At 41.9% G+C, this 15,715-nt stretch carries 14 protein-coding genes; 7 read left to right on the top strand and 7 right to left on the bottom strand.

Annotated features, from left to right (window positions below; all coding sequences use genetic code 11):
- The first annotated feature begins 86 nt into the window (after nucleotides 1–86).
- Nucleotides 87–953, top strand: a complete 867-nt coding sequence (locus tag AC0VYI_RS05365; RefSeq protein WP_475447810.1) for a GNAT family N-acetyltransferase — start codon at nucleotides 87–89, stop codon at nucleotides 951–953.
- Between the two features lie 72 nt (nucleotides 954–1,025).
- The gene (locus AC0VYI_RS05360) at nucleotides 1,026–2,099 is read left to right on the top strand and encodes a tartrate dehydrogenase (protein ID WP_475447808.1); all 1,074 of its coding nucleotides are present in this window, start codon (nucleotides 1,026–1,028) and stop codon (nucleotides 2,097–2,099) included.
- A gap of 165 nt (nucleotides 2,100–2,264) precedes the next feature.
- On the opposite strand, the gene AC0VYI_RS05355 is transcribed toward AC0VYI_RS05360, so the two are convergent.
- The 3 genes from AC0VYI_RS05355 to AC0VYI_RS05345 form a co-directional block, all read right to left on the bottom strand.
- On the bottom strand, nucleotides 2,265–3,227 hold the full coding sequence (locus AC0VYI_RS05355) for a threonine ammonia-lyase (RefSeq protein ID WP_475447806.1): 963 nt from the start codon (nucleotides 3,225–3,227) through the stop codon (nucleotides 2,265–2,267).
- Nucleotides 3,228–3,392: 165 nt separating this feature from the next.
- Nucleotides 3,393–4,385, bottom strand: a complete 993-nt coding sequence (locus AC0VYI_RS05350; RefSeq protein ID WP_475447804.1) for an ornithine cyclodeaminase family protein — start codon at nucleotides 4,383–4,385, stop codon at nucleotides 3,393–3,395.
- Between the two features lie 95 nt (nucleotides 4,386–4,480).
- Nucleotides 4,481–4,837, bottom strand: coding sequence for a cupin domain-containing protein (locus tag AC0VYI_RS05345; RefSeq protein WP_199478606.1), 357 nt, complete (start codon nucleotides 4,835–4,837; stop codon nucleotides 4,481–4,483).
- A gap of 331 nt (nucleotides 4,838–5,168) precedes the next feature.
- Here AC0VYI_RS05345 and AC0VYI_RS05340 point away from each other — a divergent pair, with 331 nt between their 5' ends.
- From AC0VYI_RS05340 to AC0VYI_RS05330, 3 genes are all read left to right on the top strand, one after another.
- Nucleotides 5,169–6,977, top strand: coding sequence for an ABC transporter transmembrane domain-containing protein (locus AC0VYI_RS05340; RefSeq protein ID WP_475449792.1), 1,809 nt, complete (start codon nucleotides 5,169–5,171; stop codon nucleotides 6,975–6,977).
- Nucleotides 6,978–7,205: 228 nt separating this feature from the next.
- Nucleotides 7,206–7,991, top strand: coding sequence for a hypothetical protein (locus tag AC0VYI_RS05335; protein WP_475447802.1), 786 nt, complete (start codon nucleotides 7,206–7,208; stop codon nucleotides 7,989–7,991).
- Between the two features lie 19 nt (nucleotides 7,992–8,010).
- Nucleotides 8,011–8,445 (top strand): hypothetical protein, encoded by a 435-nt coding sequence (locus AC0VYI_RS05330; RefSeq protein ID WP_475447800.1) that lies wholly within the window; start codon nucleotides 8,011–8,013, stop codon nucleotides 8,443–8,445.
- Nucleotides 8,446–8,969: 524 nt separating this feature from the next.
- Here the strand turns inward: AC0VYI_RS05330 and AC0VYI_RS05325 are convergent.
- Entirely contained in the window at nucleotides 8,970–9,338 is a 369-nt protein-coding gene (locus tag AC0VYI_RS05325) for a nuclear transport factor 2 family protein (protein ID WP_475447798.1), read from the bottom strand.
- A 312-nt stretch (nucleotides 9,339–9,650) separates the two neighbouring features.
- On the opposite strand from AC0VYI_RS05325, the gene AC0VYI_RS05320 reads away from it, so the two are divergent.
- Complete coding sequence (locus AC0VYI_RS05320; RefSeq protein WP_475447796.1) at nucleotides 9,651–11,219, top strand: methyl-accepting chemotaxis protein; 1,569 nt, start codon at nucleotides 9,651–9,653, stop codon at nucleotides 11,217–11,219.
- A gap of 145 nt (nucleotides 11,220–11,364) precedes the next feature.
- Here the strand turns inward: AC0VYI_RS05320 and AC0VYI_RS05315 are convergent, their stop codons facing one another.
- Together AC0VYI_RS05315 and AC0VYI_RS05310 are read right to left on the bottom strand one after the other, a co-directional pair.
- A complete protein-coding gene (locus tag AC0VYI_RS05315; protein WP_199477820.1) occupies nucleotides 11,365–11,586 on the bottom strand; it encodes a hypothetical protein in 222 nt (73 codons plus the stop codon).
- A 105-nt stretch (nucleotides 11,587–11,691) separates the two neighbouring features.
- Nucleotides 11,692–13,350 (bottom strand): acyl-CoA dehydrogenase family protein, encoded by a 1,659-nt coding sequence (locus AC0VYI_RS05310; protein WP_475447794.1) that lies wholly within the window; start codon nucleotides 13,348–13,350, stop codon nucleotides 11,692–11,694.
- A 256-nt stretch (nucleotides 13,351–13,606) separates the two neighbouring features.
- Here AC0VYI_RS05310 and AC0VYI_RS05305 point away from each other — a divergent pair, with 256 nt between their 5' ends.
- Complete coding sequence (locus AC0VYI_RS05305; RefSeq protein ID WP_475447792.1) at nucleotides 13,607–14,764, top strand: hypothetical protein; 1,158 nt, start codon at nucleotides 13,607–13,609, stop codon at nucleotides 14,762–14,764.
- Between the two features lie 72 nt (nucleotides 14,765–14,836).
- Here AC0VYI_RS05305 and AC0VYI_RS05300 read toward each other — a convergent pair whose 3' ends face one another.
- Nucleotides 14,837–15,715, bottom strand: a complete 879-nt coding sequence (locus AC0VYI_RS05300) for an N-acetyltransferase family protein (RefSeq protein ID WP_475447790.1) — start codon at nucleotides 15,713–15,715, stop codon at nucleotides 14,837–14,839.

Below are 15,715 nucleotides of genomic sequence, written 5' to 3'. Positions count from 1 at the left end.
TTAGATCAATTCTCATTTAACGGCAAGAATGTCCTAGTAATTACGCCTATCTCTCCCCAAAATATAGTCATTATTTTGAGGAGAACATGATGACTTTAACAAAAGAGCCCCTTCAGATTTGTTATCGCCCCATGACGGAAGATGACCTAACAGCCGCTTATTCATTATCTCAATTAGTCAAATGGCCACATCGTATTGACGACTGGAAACTGGTTCACCATCTCGGCACTGGGTTTATTGCCGAATATAACCAAGAATCCATAGGAACGGTTTTATGTTGGAATCATGGTGACCATTACGCCTCTCTTGGCATGGTGATTGTGTCACCAGAAAAACAAGGTAACGGCATTGGTAGAAAACTAATGGAGCGGGTCTTGGAGAAAATCGGTGATCACAAAAATGTGCTTTTATTCGCCACACCATCTGGTCAACCTTTATATGAAAGCTTCGGCTTTCGTGCCGCCAGCAAAGTCTACCAACACCAAGCCATAGTAGAAGCAAGCAACAGTGTTGATGCTAATCTCACAAAAATGCAACGTCAGATAGTCCAAGCAGATCATGCGAAAATAGTTGAACTCGCTGAAAAATCATGCGGTCTAGCAAGGGAAGCCGCTCTCAATGAAATACTGAAATCAGCGACAGGTATCGTAACGGAAAGCCAAGGTGAGATCACAGGTTTTGCCATCATACGTAAATTTGGCCGTGGTTACGCCATTGGCCCTGTCATCGCCTCCTCACAAGAACAAGCGAAGGCCATGATCCAATCCTTGATCAATCAGCATATCAATGAGTTTGTACGGATCGATGTGCCACAAAGCAGTCAGCTCAGTACTTGGCTAGAGGAAATAGGCTTGCCTCAAGTGGATACGGTGGTCGAAATGATACGTGGTGACATGCCACAAAGAGACAATACACTACGTCAATATGCATTAATCAACCAAGCACTTGGTTAGATAAGCAAAAGAGACCCATGAATAAGTCTCGAGCAAATGTCCCTAAGAATAACGATAGAAGTGGAGAAAGGCATGCAAAAAGTCAAAATCGCCGTCATTGCAGGTGATGGTATTGGAACAGAAGTCATTCCCGAAGGCATTCGTGCCTTAGAAGCTGCAGGACGACAGTGCCATCTAGAATACGAATGGACGCATTTTGATTGGTCATGCGAAACCTACCACAAAACTGGACGCATGATGCCAGAAGATGGCCTAGAGCAACTCAAGGCATTCGACGCGATTTATCTCGGTGCCGTTGGCTTTCCTGGGGTACCTGACCACATTTCGTTATGGGGATTATTGTTACCTATACGCCGCGCGTTTGATCAATATGTCAATCTGCGTCCTGTGCGTCTGTTTGATGGCGTCCCTTGCCCATTAGCAAACAAACACCCCGGCGACATTGACTTCTATGTAGTACGTGAAAACGTCGAAGGGGAATATTCCGCCATTGGTGGTATTCAATACGAAGGCACAGAACGAGAGATTGTTTCCCAACAAAGCATCTTCACCCGTCATGGGACAGATCGTATCTTAAAATACGCGTTCGAGTTAGCACAAAGTCGGGAGAAAAAACACCTTAGCTCCGCGACAAAATCTAACGGTGTCTATCACTCTATGCCGTACTGGGATAAGCGTGTCGCCCTAATGGCGCAACAATACCCTGAGGTCAAAGTAGATCAATACCATATTGACATTCTCACAGCGAATTTTGTCCGGATGCCAGAGCATTTCGATGTGGTGGTTGGCTCCAACTTGTTTGGTGACATTCTTTCCGACCTCGGCCCTGCCTGTACTGGCACCATCGCCATTGCACCATCGGCCAACATCAACCCTGAAAAAACCTTTCCTTCCATGTTTGAGCCCGTTCATGGTTCAGCCCCCGATATTGCTGGGAAAAATATTGCCAATCCACTGGGGACCATCTGGGCAGGCGCGATGATGATGCAACACCTTGGCTACCCAGAGATTCATGATACTCTGCTCAATGCAATGGAAAGTATATTACGCAATAAAAATAGTCTAACCCGTGACATGGGAGGGACAGCAAGCACTCAAGAACTGGGAACGGCCATTGTCGAACAAATAAACTCAATGGCACAGTGATAACCTAATAGTGTTCCCTCATTATGCCTTCTTCAGGTCATACTGATAGAAGGCATTTTTTTATTTCTTCTATTGATCAGAGGTTTGCTCACCCATCGAACTAAGCGCCTGGGTGAGTCTTCTAAACAGCAAATAAGTGGTAAGTTAAGAAGTAAATTAGTCGACTTATTTGTAAATCTCGGCAAGATCACTTAAGTCCCAATTCCCGCCCGTCAGTACCACACACACCTTTTCATCCGGCTTAACCTTGACTGCGCCAGAGAGCAAGGCACCAATACCAATGGAAGCCGCGGGTTCAGCAATTAATTTGGCATCTTTAGCAAGGCTACGCATCCCAGCGATAATATACTCATCCTCCACCAAAATAATTTCATCAACATATTTTTCAATAATCGGATAGGGATTTTGCCCTGGCACACTGATTCTTAGTCCATCAGCAATGGTATTTTTCAGCGGCAGCGACGTCCGTTGTTTGTTGATTCTACTGTGATAGTATTTCGGTGTTAACGCAGGCTCAGCACCGATAACCCGTACCGATGGTTTGATTTCTTTGAGCGCCGTCGCGATCCCTGAAATAAGGCCACCGCCCCCCATAGGGATAATAACAGTGTCCACATCCTCTAAATCCTGCAATATTTCACAGCCTATGGTTCCCTGACCCGCCATCACCAGAGGGTCTTCAAAGGCATGAACGGGGACATATTGGTTTTCTTCGGCAATTTCATACACTCTTTTCCATCTAGCCGCCGTATCCCCATCAAAAAGAACCACCTCAGCGCCGAGTGCTTTGGTATTCTCGATTTTAATTTTGGGCGTGGTAACGGGAAGCACCAATATTGCTTTTACTCCCAGCATTCTGGCTGCGTATGCCAGCCCTTGAGCATGATTTCCTGAAGAGGTTGCGATGATACCGTTGGCAATGTCTTCTTTCGGCAACGAGAGCGTCTTGTTGAGTGCGCCTCGAATTTTAAATGCCCCCGTGATTTGCAAATTTTCCGGCTTTAAATAAAGCTGGCACCCAAGGCCTAGCTCTATTTTTTCAGCACGTAACAAGGGGGTATGTTTGATATGAGGCTGCAGCCGTTTTTGGGCCTCTCGAATGTCCTCAATCGTTGGGTAATTGCGCATAGTGCTGATCTCCTTTGAACGTCTGACCCTAAATTCTTTAAAACAGTAAAATAAAGCTGTACCCATGGTTAATATTTAGGCCAATGTCCTATGCGTGAAGGCATATACATGCTAAGACCAAAGGACTTGTTCACACCTTTTTTAACCCGCTTTTTTAACTAAGTATCACTTAAAAAACTCAAAACTTGTGCCAATGTTTTGCTCTATTGCATTACGGTAAATTTTGCTTGCTGACGTATTGTCTTGTATTGCCATTCCGGTGGAGTCGAAAATAGTAATTTCGTGATCATTTTCTCTTCCAGTTTTGTTACCCAGCAATATCTCACCTATTTCTGCGTGAATGTCCGCTTTGGTAATAATATTTTGATTCAGCGGATGCCATGTTTCACCTTTCTCGGTGCACTGCTCCATGGAGTCATTCACTATTTTGGCATGCCTAAAGATTTCGGGGTCTAGCTCTTGTTTCCCCTGCTGATCACTGCCAATAGCGATAATATGCGTGCCAGGTTTTACCCAATCCGCTTCTACCAGAGAGCCCGTTCCCCGAGTGGTCGTAATTAAAATATCGGCTTGTTCAACCGCTTCTTTTTTAGAGTTCGCAATGATAACCGGAATACCGAATTCACGTTCGATATCAGCTTTATATTGGCGAAGAGCCTCCGGTGTTCTACTCCAAGCATGAATTTCTTCAATTTTGATGACTTCATTGATCGCTCGAATTTGCATTCTTGCTTGGTTGCCTGTGCCGATGGAGGTCACCTTTTGGGCATTTTTTCTTGCCAGAACTTTCACCGATACCGCGCCAGATGCGCCCGTTCTTAGGCCTGTCAGTAAACTACCGTCCATAACGCATATCAGCGCACACGTTTGTGCATCAAATAAAAGAATACTCCCCATGTTCTTAGGGAGTTTATGGTCGGTAGGGTTATTAATAAAGCCACCCGAAGAGGCTTTCATCGAGATCATTTCATCGGGCTCAAAATAGCTAAGCTTAAAGTCAATCTCACCACGAGGGGAAGGCAAATGTATTCCTATATAATCCGGTTGAACAACTTGATGACGGTTAAAAGCCTTATATGCCTCTTCCACCGTGACTATGACTTCCGGCATCGATATTAACGTGCTTACCTGCTCTTTGTTGAGCAATAGTGTTTTCATTTACCTTCCCTCTCTATTTTTGACATTCAGGGCAAAGCTGTGCTCGCTACCAAAGCGATCGATAAGCGACTTTTGCTTATCTAAACCACCAAACATTACCCTACTGAGACATAAATTTTCTTAACCGTTTCAATCGTACGCCACACGCCCTTATATCCAGGCTTTAATACAAAGCAATCGCCAGCTTTATAGATTACTGGGTCACCCCCTTCAGGGGTTAACTCAACAACACCTTCCAGTAAATAACAAAACTCGAAGCTATCGCCTTTTAGAGACCGACTTGTCCCTGGAGTGGCTTGCCATATACCTGTATTAACCTCTCCATCGCGGGACAAATCTGCAACCCAAGTTTTTAATAAAGGATTCCCCTCTATCAACCGCTCTGGCAGCACACGAGATTCTCTGGGTAACTCTACCGGATTCTGTTCAATGGTTTTAAGTAACGATGACATATACAGTCTCTTTGTTGTGGTGCAAATACTGAAAATAAGGACCAAGGCCATTATGGTGAGGTAACCATTATAAAAGACCCCGTAAGGTACGTTACCTTGAACCCTCACCACGATTTAGCACAAAATGCTGTAATCCTTTAGCCAACTTACTTAAAACGCTATGCATCTGATTGAAGCTCTATCTAAGTTAACAGGCACTCGCTCAACACCGTCCACCATGGTATAAGACGTGCTCGCGAACTAAATACATTAAGGGAAACTATTGTTGAATACAGGCAATAAGTCAGAGCAACAGGGTACAGGAAAGGGACAAAACGAGGCGATTCCCGCTATGCTATCTGGTAACAAAACGCACTTCGGCGCAGGCTTAAAAACCTTTCTAGCATTTTTACGGCCTTATCGCCTTCAGGTTATTTTTGCGCTTATCGCTTTAGTGATTACCGCTGGCGCCATGTTGAGTCTCGGTAAAGGCATACAGTTTTTAATTGATCGAGGCTTAGCCTCCGGTTCAGAAGCGGATTTGACCAAAGCCTTAGTGGTTTTTCTGAGTTTGGTACTGCTATTAGGCGTTGGCAGTTTCTGCCGATTCTTCCTTGTGTCATGGATTGGAGAACGAGTGGTTGCGGATATACGTAAAGCCGTCTTTGCTCATTTGCTGACCCTATCCCCTTCTTTTTTCGAGGATAACTCACCAAGCGAAATTCAATCACGCATTACCTCAGATACCACTCTCTTACAGAGTGTCATTGGCTCTTCTTTATCCATTGCCTTGCGCAGCAGCTTAATGCTGCTCGGCGGTATTATTTTTCTGTTGGTGATGCATTTTAAGTTAACCCTGATTTTACTCGTCTGTGTGCCTTTTGTCGTAGCGCCCGTGTTGTATTTTGGTCGACGAGTACGTCGATTATCTCGCAATAGCCAAGATGAAATCGCCAATGTTGGGCGCTATTTGTCACAGGCGTTACGCCATATCAAAGTGGTTCAAGCATATACCCATGAAAACCACGATGAACAACGCTTTGCTGGAGCAGTAGAACAAGCCTTCCGTGTCAGTGTAAAACGTATTTTACAGCGCTCTTGGCTCGCCTTGATGGCTATTTTACTCTCCATGGGCGGCATTGGTGTCATGCTTTGGTTTGGTGGCAAAGACGTTATTTCTGGTGCAATAAGCGCTGGCGACTTAGCCAGTTTCTTGTTCTACGCCATTATTGTTGCTGGCTCCATTACGGCATTATCTGAAGTCATGGGAGAATTGCAACGGGCCTCAGGAGCCGCCGAGCGCATTATGGAATTGCTCAACGAAAAGAGCGATATAATCAGTGGCAAACAACCTATTCCACCATTTTTTGAACAAAGCACTAGGCCTCAACATACCTCAGATCAACAGCAGGCCGCCATAAACAACACTCTATTAGCCTTAAAAGACATTACTTTTTGCTACCCAACGCGTCCAACAACGCCTGTCCTAAAACATCTTAGTTTTACCATTAAGCAAGGTGAAACCATTGCCCTCGTTGGCCCATCTGGCGCGGGGAAATCGACCATTTTTGAACTCTTGTTAAGGTTTTATGATCCTCAACAGGGGCAAATATGTTTTGCAGGTCACAATATCAAAGACTATGACTTGAGTGCTTGGCGTCACCAACTGGCCTTGGTGCCCCAAGAAACGGCCCTGTTTGATCAAAGCGTCGCGGATAACCTAGGTTATGCCAATCGCAATGCCACCGAACAAGCCATTCAAGAGGCCGCAAAAAAAGCCAATGCCGATGAGTTTATTCAACGCTTGGACAAAGCCTATGAGACTCGACTCGGGGAAGATGGTGTGCGCCTATCCGGCGGTCAACGACAACGAATTGCTATAGCTCGAGCCATCTTAAAAGACGCGCCAATATTGCTACTCGACGAAGCCACCAGTGCCCTCGATGCACAAAGTGAAAACAAGGTACAAGCAGCACTCTCATTATTGATGGCAGATAGAACCACCCTTGTCATCGCCCACCGGCTCGCCACTGTATTAAACGCAGACCGCATTATCGTCATGGATCAAGGGGAAATCATCGCCCAAGGCACCCACCCTGAACTACTAAAAAGCTGTACTTTATATAAGCGCTTGGCAGACTTACAATTTGGTGAACAGTAATCTTTCAGTCGTGCAATTACTTAATAAAAAGATAGGTTAATTAAGGTTGTTCTGGTTCATAGTAGAGATTAGTGCCTTGGATAACTACCACACAAAAAATTATCTCATGCACATGACTTAATCAAATATTTTCTTCGTGAAAAGAGAATGAATATTGATATTAGATACAATATACCGTATCTTAGCGATGATAAGACAAGTTCAAGATGAAAACTTAAGGATATAAGCATGGATCGCTCTGATAAGCTAGCTAAAGAAGAACTGAAAAAGTCGATTGAGAATAACAGTCAAACTCTATACATATTATCTGTAGACCAACTAACAGAACTATATAATAAATTATCCCTAGATGATGTAATTAATGTAACAAAAAATGTCTCTGGTTACGTACCAACAGTTATGGACATTAAAACTGTAACTAAAATAGCTCGTGACATAGGTGCTCTAGGAAGGGTTTATGAAAAAAACATAAAAGGAAAACAGTATGTTATTTTTAAAGGTCATGCAGGCCTTAGGTCAATATTTACTGGCACAAAATATTTAGACTCTAATGCCAAAGTGGTTGACATGGTGATAGGAAAAACAGCCTTAAGAAATTCAATTCGCTCTGGCGCAAGACTGACAATTTTTCTAACCGTACCTCTTATAATCCTTCAACATATTCTCAAAGATGAAGTATTACTTACTGATTTAGTAGCAGATTTAGCAGTATCCATGGTAAAGGTTGGCATTAGTAGTATTGTAGCAGCAATAGCAGGAACAGCTATAGGCTCATTAACAACTGTAGCAGCGGCTCCTTTAGTTGCAGCAATTTTCGTTGGAATTGCAGTCGGATATACTTTAAATAGTATTGATGAAAGGTTTTTTATTACTGACAAGCTAAGTCAAGTATTAAGCGAAATAGAAGATAATACTATTGGAGAACTCTCAAGGGGCATGTGGGAATTAGAAAAAAAGCTTCGCTGGCAAATAATAAATGGAATAAGCCCTGGAAAAGGGATTTTTTATCCATAGGGATATGGGAGTGTCAATTATGAAAATAAAAAATTCATCCATCACAGTTTTAATTTTATTCTTTGTATTTACCAGCACTGCATACTCAAAGAGCTTCCCTTTAAATAAAGTAGGTTGCTTTATTGTAAATGAAAACTTTTTCCCTAACCAACCTACTATACTAAAAAGCAATATTATCAATTTATCTAGAGATACAACAAAAACTCAATCACTATATCATAACAAAAATATCACTATGGAAATAAAATCTGCCACAGTAATTAATGCTGAATTGAAGCGTCCGTGGATAAGCTCATTTGAGCTAGTTTTGCTAAAGAACAACAGTCAAATTAATATAAGAAGTCAAGCAAGAAATAGCGAAAAAGACCCTATGAGCATCCATGTAACCATGAGTAAGGTTGTTCAATCAGAAAAAACTGGTAAACTAACTATAGAGTGTAATGCACGCGAGTAGTGTTAAATATGGAGAAAAAGGCATTTAAGATTCTATTTATAATAATAACTCTAACAGCATTAGCTCTTATTAGTCGAACAACGATTAATTTCATATTGACTATTATTGTTAGTTTATTAAATATTGCCTGTTATTATAGTATTTATTACCTTATCAGGACTCATCGAGAGCCATTAGCACAGCCTCCACCTAGTTTTTTGTTTAAAATATCAGCTTATTTTTTCTTATCTTTTATTGCTTTAATACTTGGGTATTTTTCTTATTGGACCTTTCGTTATAGCCCTTTGGATGTACTATGTCGGTATGAAAGCAGTCAGTGCGATATTGGTCCATATGGCTGGTCTGTTGCATTGCTTTGTTCTGGAGCATCTGTATTACTGATCGTAATCGTTTTTTTGCTTATGAAAAAATCTTCACTTAAAAACCACTTAAAAAAACCAAAATGATTCTATTTTAAATTAGACATTCTTAGCGACTCAAAGCTGGAACTTCATTAATATGCTATTTTGCTTTAACTAAATCGGTTATGACTCATTAGGCCCCAAATGTTCCGTTATTATTTGCCAGCACCCGTTTTCATTGATCAGTACAGTGGTACCTCTGCCACTTCCTGAGCAGTGCTCTCCCTCAATAATTCCTTTCCAGCTGAAACAATACAGACACACGGCTTCTGTTTCAGAAATGTGAGCCCAGTGTGCCTTTGATATTGAATACTGCTCGTCTTTTATAGAGGAAAAGTTTTCTTCAAAAACCGTCCGAACTTCTTCAATGCCTTTAAAAGTCCCGTTTGAAAATGTCACACAAACATTCTTATGCATTAAAGGTTCCACCAAACACCAATCTTGGCTAGCCAAAGCTAACTCATAGTTCTTCAATACTTGCTGTGGTTCCATTTCATTTACCTGAGAACATTTATAGAAGTAAAACAGACTTTAAATGACTAATATCATCTTATCCATCTGCATGTCACGGTATTATTGGAAGTTAGCCAGATATTTGCGTTAGTGACTTTGACAAGCGGCGAAGATAGGTAACGATCACACTTAACGCTTTCAAGCATGGCTGTTATCGTTGAAATCAAAGCAAAAAATCGCAGATTCAGTGTCGTGAAAAAACCGAACCAAGGATGACTCACCTTCTATTTTAGATTGACCTCCTAATGACATAGTTACACACTAGAGAAAAACAATAAGGAAGCATGAAGCATGATATTGTATTTACAGTTAGGGAGCGTATTGGGGCTTATAGCGATCTGCGTTATTAACTATTTACAAGACATTATGCCTTTACCCTATGCTCTTGTCGGTATACTACTTTGCTGTTTTCTTGTCTTATCAAAATTCTTATCGGCACCCCATAAGCATAAGAAAAAGCCCAATCAGCCCTCTCTTGTGAAAGAGGACTTAGGCTCCTCTCAAGTCAGTAAAACCGTGACCAGCGCCACATCAAAAATGGCTATGGGAGCTGCTGAAGTATCCCATTTCGTTGACACTCTCAGCAAAGACATCCACATTACCCGTGATGATAGTGAGCAAATTACTCAAGCGGTAGAAAGTCTCTCAGATACGGGCTTAACGCTTTCTAACAACCTGACTCAATTGACTCACACCATGATCGATACCGCTGAATCAAGCCGCATCGCTCAGCAGATGCTTACGCAAAGTTCCGAGCAAATAAATGAGTTAACGCAAAAGGTGCAAGCGGCCAGTGATCAATTAGCATTGTTAATTAAAAGTGCCGACGACATCGATACCATTACCACTGTTATCAAAGGGGTTTCTGAGCAGACCAATTTATTAGCTTTAAATGCCGCAATAGAAGCCGCACGTGCGGGGGAGCAAGGTCGAGGTTTTGCGGTGGTGGCTGATGAAGTCCGTGCGCTTGCTGCAAAAAGCGCGACGGCATCCGAGCAAATTTCTGGCTTACTGACAGATGTGCGCCGTAACAGTGAGGCCACAAATCACGAAATGTCCTCGCTAAAAGAGCTATCCGAAACCCTGTCTACTGCGCTCTTGGGGGAAACTCAGCGCTTTGTTTCTTTAACCAAAGAAGTACAAAACGCCTCCGTTGTTCTTTCTCAGGTGGAGAGTGCAGGGGAAGTATTAGGTTCCACCAGCAGTCAAATTAGCGGCTCTATTTCTCGCATTGGCACGTCATTAAACGATATATCCCAACGAAGTGACCGCTTAGCCCAAGAAGCGTCCGGCTTAAGTAATGGTGCTGAAGTGGTCTTTAGAGAGTTAGATAAAGTCGATAAATCCCTGTTTTTCTCAGATTTACTCAACACAGCACACACTTCGGCACAGGCCATTGCTAAGGTCTTTGAAGAGGCCATTGAAAAAGGTGAGCTCACCCAAGAAGCAGTTTTTTCTAGAGATTATCGACCCATTCCAGGGAGTAATCCGGAGAAATTTAACACGGCCTACGATTCATTTAGTGATCGGGCTTTTCCGCCTATTCAAGAAGTCGTGTTAGAAAAACATAGCGAAGTCATGTTTGCTGGCGCGGTAGATATCAATGGTTATTTCCCGACCCATAACAAAAAGTTCAGTCAGCCCTTAAGCGGTGACTATGAAAAAGACCTGATCAATAATCGCACCAAACGCATTTTTAACGATCCAACAGGACGTCGCTGTGGCGCACATACCGATACTTTTTTATTGCAAACCTATAAACGAGACACTGGTGAGATCTTACATGATCTCTCCGTGCCGATTTTTGTAAAGGGCAAGCACTGGGGTGGTTTCCGTATGGGCTTCCAATCAAACGCTTAGTTTTAGTTTTTTCATCATGCCTTTTAAACCATCCAGTCACTCGCACTAAACAGTAAGACCCGTTTAGTGCGAGTTAACTTCAAATCTAGCTCTGAGGCACACGCCATCACCCACAAACAGTATGAATCAAGACAATGAAAGAAGCCTAATAAGTCGAATTCGGCGCAATATCGGCATTCACTTCGCCATCCACTTCATCAGGGTCGATACCGTGAATAAGCAGAGCTTCCCTGACTGTTTCCACATGATTGAGCACCAACTGATATCGCTCACCGTATTCGTACTTGTTCACTTCTATCGCTTTTGGCATATAAGTGAACGCAATTTTTAACGCCTCTAATGCAGTTTGTTTGTCTTCCTCCGTCATAGGAATCTCCTCAATAAAACTAACTTATAAAAATACCACTTGGCTATTGCTACCAAATTGCGAGAAAAACGTTTTAACGATACCAACACCATTATTCACCATCTGTTAAGGGGTTAGCTTAGGCATAAAACGCGCTACAATCTTGGCCATATCAATGCCACTGTCTAAACAACCATATTGGTGAAAACCATGGTCACTGAAGCGTGCGGTTACAAAAGCATCCGCGATATCCTCATCGCCGTAGATCAGTAAGCTGGCGGCTTGCCAAAGCTGTGCTAAGGTCTCGATCACTCGTCTTGCCTGAACCTCTAAATGAGCTTTGTCTTCTAACAAGCGATAGGCTGAATCGAGTTTTTTTGCATACAAAGGGTTGGCCTGACGGGCAAGCTCAAGCTCTTCTAAAAAGACCTTCAATGTGTCAGGTTCTCGGTTGAAGACTCGTAACAAGTCGAGGCATTGCACATTACCAGAACCTTCCCATATCGCATTGACTGGCGCTTCTTTATATAAACGGCTTAAGACATTATCCTGTACATACCCCACACCGCCAACACACTCCATCGCTTCATAAGTATGCTGAACGGCACGTTTACAGATCCAATATTTACCGATCGCCGTGGCGCTGCGCACTAATGCGGCCTGCTTCTCATCGGCCATATTATCCAGGGCATGGGCAATGCGCATCGAAATAGCAAGCGCCGCTTCTGCTTCAAGAGCAAGGTCAGCAAGCACATTCAGCATCAATGGTTGTTGATGGAGATTTTTACCGAAAACGCTCCGTCCTGATGTATGCCAAATGGCTTCTTTAGCCGCTTGCATCATCAACGCCGATGATCCCAACATACAGTCATAACGAGTCAGCGCCACCATTTGAATAATGGTCGCAATGCCTCGGCCAGGTTCCCCTAGTAACCAACCTTGAGCCCCCCTAAATTCAATTTCAGAGCTAGCGTTTGATTGATTTCCTAATTTATCTTTTAAACGTTGAAGGTAAATAGCATTTTTTTGGCCATCCTCACACCAACGAGGCACTAAAAAACAAGACAACTTAGTGTCATCCGTCTTTGCCAGAACCAGAAAGGCATCGCTCATGGGGGCCGAACAAAACCATTTGTGCCCTACTAACGAATACAACTCACCTGGCCCACTTGCCTTGAGAAGTGTTGCAGTGGTGGTATTTGCCCGTACATCAGAACCACCCTGCTTTTCTGTCATAGCCATACCTATGGTCACCCCTTGTTTTTCAAACCAAGGTTTATTATCACCATCGTAATGATTGGCGAAAATTTTCGGCAACCAGTGTTTGGCGACACTTGGTTGAACAGAAATCGCAGGCACACTGGCAAATGTCATAGTAAGTGGGCAACCCGATCCAGGATCAGCATGGGTATGCAACACTGCCAAGGCGGCACGCACTACATGACTCCCAGCCTGCGGTTTTTGCCAAGGCAAAGAACAGTGCCCATGTTCGATAGCATGCTGCATTAATTGATGATAGCTTGGATGGTACTCAACCTGATCAATGCGCTCACCAAAACGATTGTGTGTATGCAGTTCCGGCAAATATTTATTGGCAAGAAAACCCGCTTGTTGCAAGTCACAGCCGACTCTAGCACCAAAATCTGTCAAAAGCTCAGTTCCCCAACCGCCATCAAAGCGCTTCTGCCAATACTGCAGCACCCTATCAGCAAGGTAAGCGTTATAGTGTTCAAGCGCTTTGGGTTGATTAAAAACCTGATGTGTTTCACCGTTCATGAATGTCATTTTCACACCCTATTCTTGTTTTTTCTCACTATAACAGCTCAAGTCTATTTGTCTAATACCTACCACACTTAGCATTTAGTAAGACTTTCCTCCTATTTGATAGGGTAATCTCTGTACATTGCATCCAAAAAGATATAAACAATTAGTGGAATAACGATTTTCAAGCTTTCACAAAGCAACAGGATAAAAATTATTTTAATAAAAGCTAAACACAATCGACATAGTATTCAGCTAACGATTTAACAGGAGTAATCAAATGCAAACGCAAGAAGTCGAAGTTTTTAATTTTAATTTCGGAGAGTCTGTTCATAATCATGTACCAGAAAATGGCAACTACTATAAGATGCCAGAATATATCGATTTTATGAAATCGATTGAAGAAGACAATTCATCAGTGGACACTGACACCAACCTGATGTTAACCAAATTTCGAAAAATTTATTACGACTCATTTGGTTGGAATAAACTCCTCATCCCCGAAACAGCAAACATCACGCCTTTCCCTGCCAGTGATTACACTCAAAAAATGCAACATAGCCATGAGGTTGTGCTGTCTAATAACGACCTATACGATGTCGCACATATCTTTGCCATTTTAGACGCTAACAACCATAATGGCCCACTCACCCCCGTACCAGAAAGCATTATTGAAAAGCCAGAAATTTGGGATAAGATAAAAGATATAGTGCCTGTTGTTGAAGACCGATTGATGGCCTCTGGATGGCTTGGTGATTTATCAGAAATCACCGGGGAGTTTTTACTACAACATAAAATAACGGATCACCTTCTATCAAAAGCCAAACAACATGAGAAAAAACAAGGCATCATTGATCAATTTGGTGCGTATTATAAAAACTTAGCCAATGTCGATGGTATGATCCTGGCAGGTAATGCCAGTAGTAATAAATATAATGGCCAGACTGTCTCTGACATATTTGAAAGTTTTTATGGTAATGGCACTCAACCTGGAGAGCGAGAACAACTAAAATCGTCAATTTATTTACGTTTTGGTGAATCGATTGGCCTAGAAGGTTGGGATGGTAGCACATTCAAAAACAGTGAAGATTGGCTGAATAAACAAACAAAGAACCTACAAACCTGTACCGCTTTCTATTTTATAAAAATGAAAGGGTTGAGTTTAGACATTCCTGCCATTACTCAAGAAAAACTGAAATCCGATCTAGAAAATTTTGTGACAAATTTAAAAGAAGACGATATCAGACAAGATTTCGCCACCTATGGTTTGAATATACTAAAAGACGAAAGTAAGTCTTTAGATCAAGATTTAAAAACGTTAATTACTTGCTTTTTAATCTGGAATGGCTGGTACAAAAACATATTATCCATAGATGCTGTACTTACCTCTTATCTAAATGGACTCTCTCAGGCCATTATTAAAACACAAACAAATTAGCCTAGTAACTTTGAGAAACTTTAATGGGTTTTATAAAGACATATTGCCTTTAGTAAAGCCCAACATTTTCTTTTAGATAAAAGCATGCTGATAAACCTGACAAACATCTATCTTTTTGGCAGGAATAGATTGATATAGCTGATCAAAATTAGTCTTAGTAGAATCGATTTCAATATCAGCTAATACTATGTGGTTGTTAAGAGAAATTTGCGTAAGGTGCGATAATAAAACAGTCTGCAAATAATCACTAGTTTTAATATCTGAATACAACCACCAGATGTTTAATGTCGAAGAAGTAACACAGCTAGCAACACAAGCCTTAATTGCCTTACCATCATGGATAACAAAACTAAAGTTTGGGTCAAATTTTGATAGTTGTTGTATCCATAACACACTATCGTTTGACACAGGTGTCGACCAATAATGATCACGAGTATAAGCGTTAATTAAAAACGCATTGGTATCCAACGATAATTCCAACGCTTTTTCAAAATCACAAAGATAAAACCCATTTTCTTCAAGCACTGAATAATCTGGTTGCTGCATTTGATCACAATCAAACACCATAGAATAACAATCAAGCCGTCTTTTAAAACCAACTGACTCGATAAAAGCTCTTAATCCAGTATTTTGCACATCGGCACCAAATTGAAAACCAAGCACATTGTTAGGCAATGGCTCTACAAGAAGTCGACGATAAAGCATTGAGCCAACAGCTTTTCGACGCTGGGCGTCAGCTACATAAACAAAAGGACGAGCCCAATGGGGATGAAAATTGTTAAAACCAACAAATGCAAGTCCAATAGGAACTTCATCAAAGCAAGCATAAAAAACCGTTTGCTCAAGTTCGAAAGCCTGCCTTATCTTTTTCTCCACAGACTCACACTGTAACAACCGCTCAACCTGAGCAATATCCTTAGCCACTTCAATTTGGCACATAAGATTCTGCAT

Source organism: Marinomonas sp. 63XJN7_9_ISO-PGPR-S23-217 (assembly GCF_056173515.1).
This window is presented reverse-complemented; position numbering and strand designations above follow the sequence as displayed.

What these genes read in the sequence shown, in the direction of transcription:
- AC0VYI_RS05365 (WP_475447810.1), top strand. Translation starts at nt 87, where the DNA reads ATGATGACTTTAACAAAAGAGCCCCTTCAGATTTGTTATCGCCCCATG.
- AC0VYI_RS05360 (WP_475447808.1), top strand. Translation starts at nt 1,026, where the DNA reads ATGCAAAAAGTCAAAATCGCCGTCATTGCAGGTGATGGTATTGGAACA.
- AC0VYI_RS05355 (WP_475447806.1), bottom strand. Translation starts at nt 3,227, where the DNA reads ATGCGCAATTACCCAACGATTGAGGACATTCGAGAGGCCCAAAAACGG.
- AC0VYI_RS05350 (WP_475447804.1), bottom strand. Translation starts at nt 4,385, where the DNA reads ATGAAAACACTATTGCTCAACAAAGAGCAGGTAAGCACGTTAATATCG.
- AC0VYI_RS05345 (WP_199478606.1), bottom strand. Translation starts at nt 4,837, where the DNA reads ATGTCATCGTTACTTAAAACCATTGAACAGAATCCGGTAGAGTTACCC.
- AC0VYI_RS05340 (WP_475449792.1), top strand. Translation starts at nt 5,169, where the DNA reads ATGCTATCTGGTAACAAAACGCACTTCGGCGCAGGCTTAAAAACCTTT.
- AC0VYI_RS05335 (WP_475447802.1), top strand. Translation starts at nt 7,206, where the DNA reads ATGGATCGCTCTGATAAGCTAGCTAAAGAAGAACTGAAAAAGTCGATT.
- AC0VYI_RS05330 (WP_475447800.1), top strand. Translation starts at nt 8,011, where the DNA reads ATGAAAATAAAAAATTCATCCATCACAGTTTTAATTTTATTCTTTGTA.
- AC0VYI_RS05325 (WP_475447798.1), bottom strand. Translation starts at nt 9,338, where the DNA reads ATGGAACCACAGCAAGTATTGAAGAACTATGAGTTAGCTTTGGCTAGC.
- AC0VYI_RS05320 (WP_475447796.1), top strand. Translation starts at nt 9,651, where the DNA reads ATGATATTGTATTTACAGTTAGGGAGCGTATTGGGGCTTATAGCGATC.
- AC0VYI_RS05315 (WP_199477820.1), bottom strand. Translation starts at nt 11,586, where the DNA reads ATGACGGAGGAAGACAAACAAACTGCATTAGAGGCGTTAAAAATTGCG.
- AC0VYI_RS05310 (WP_475447794.1), bottom strand. Translation starts at nt 13,350, where the DNA reads ATGACATTCATGAACGGTGAAACACATCAGGTTTTTAATCAACCCAAA.
- AC0VYI_RS05305 (WP_475447792.1), top strand. Translation starts at nt 13,607, where the DNA reads ATGCAAACGCAAGAAGTCGAAGTTTTTAATTTTAATTTCGGAGAGTCT.
- AC0VYI_RS05300 (WP_475447790.1), bottom strand. Translation starts at nt 15,715, where the DNA reads ATGCAGAATCTTATGTGCCAAATTGAAGTGGCTAAGGATATTGCTCAG.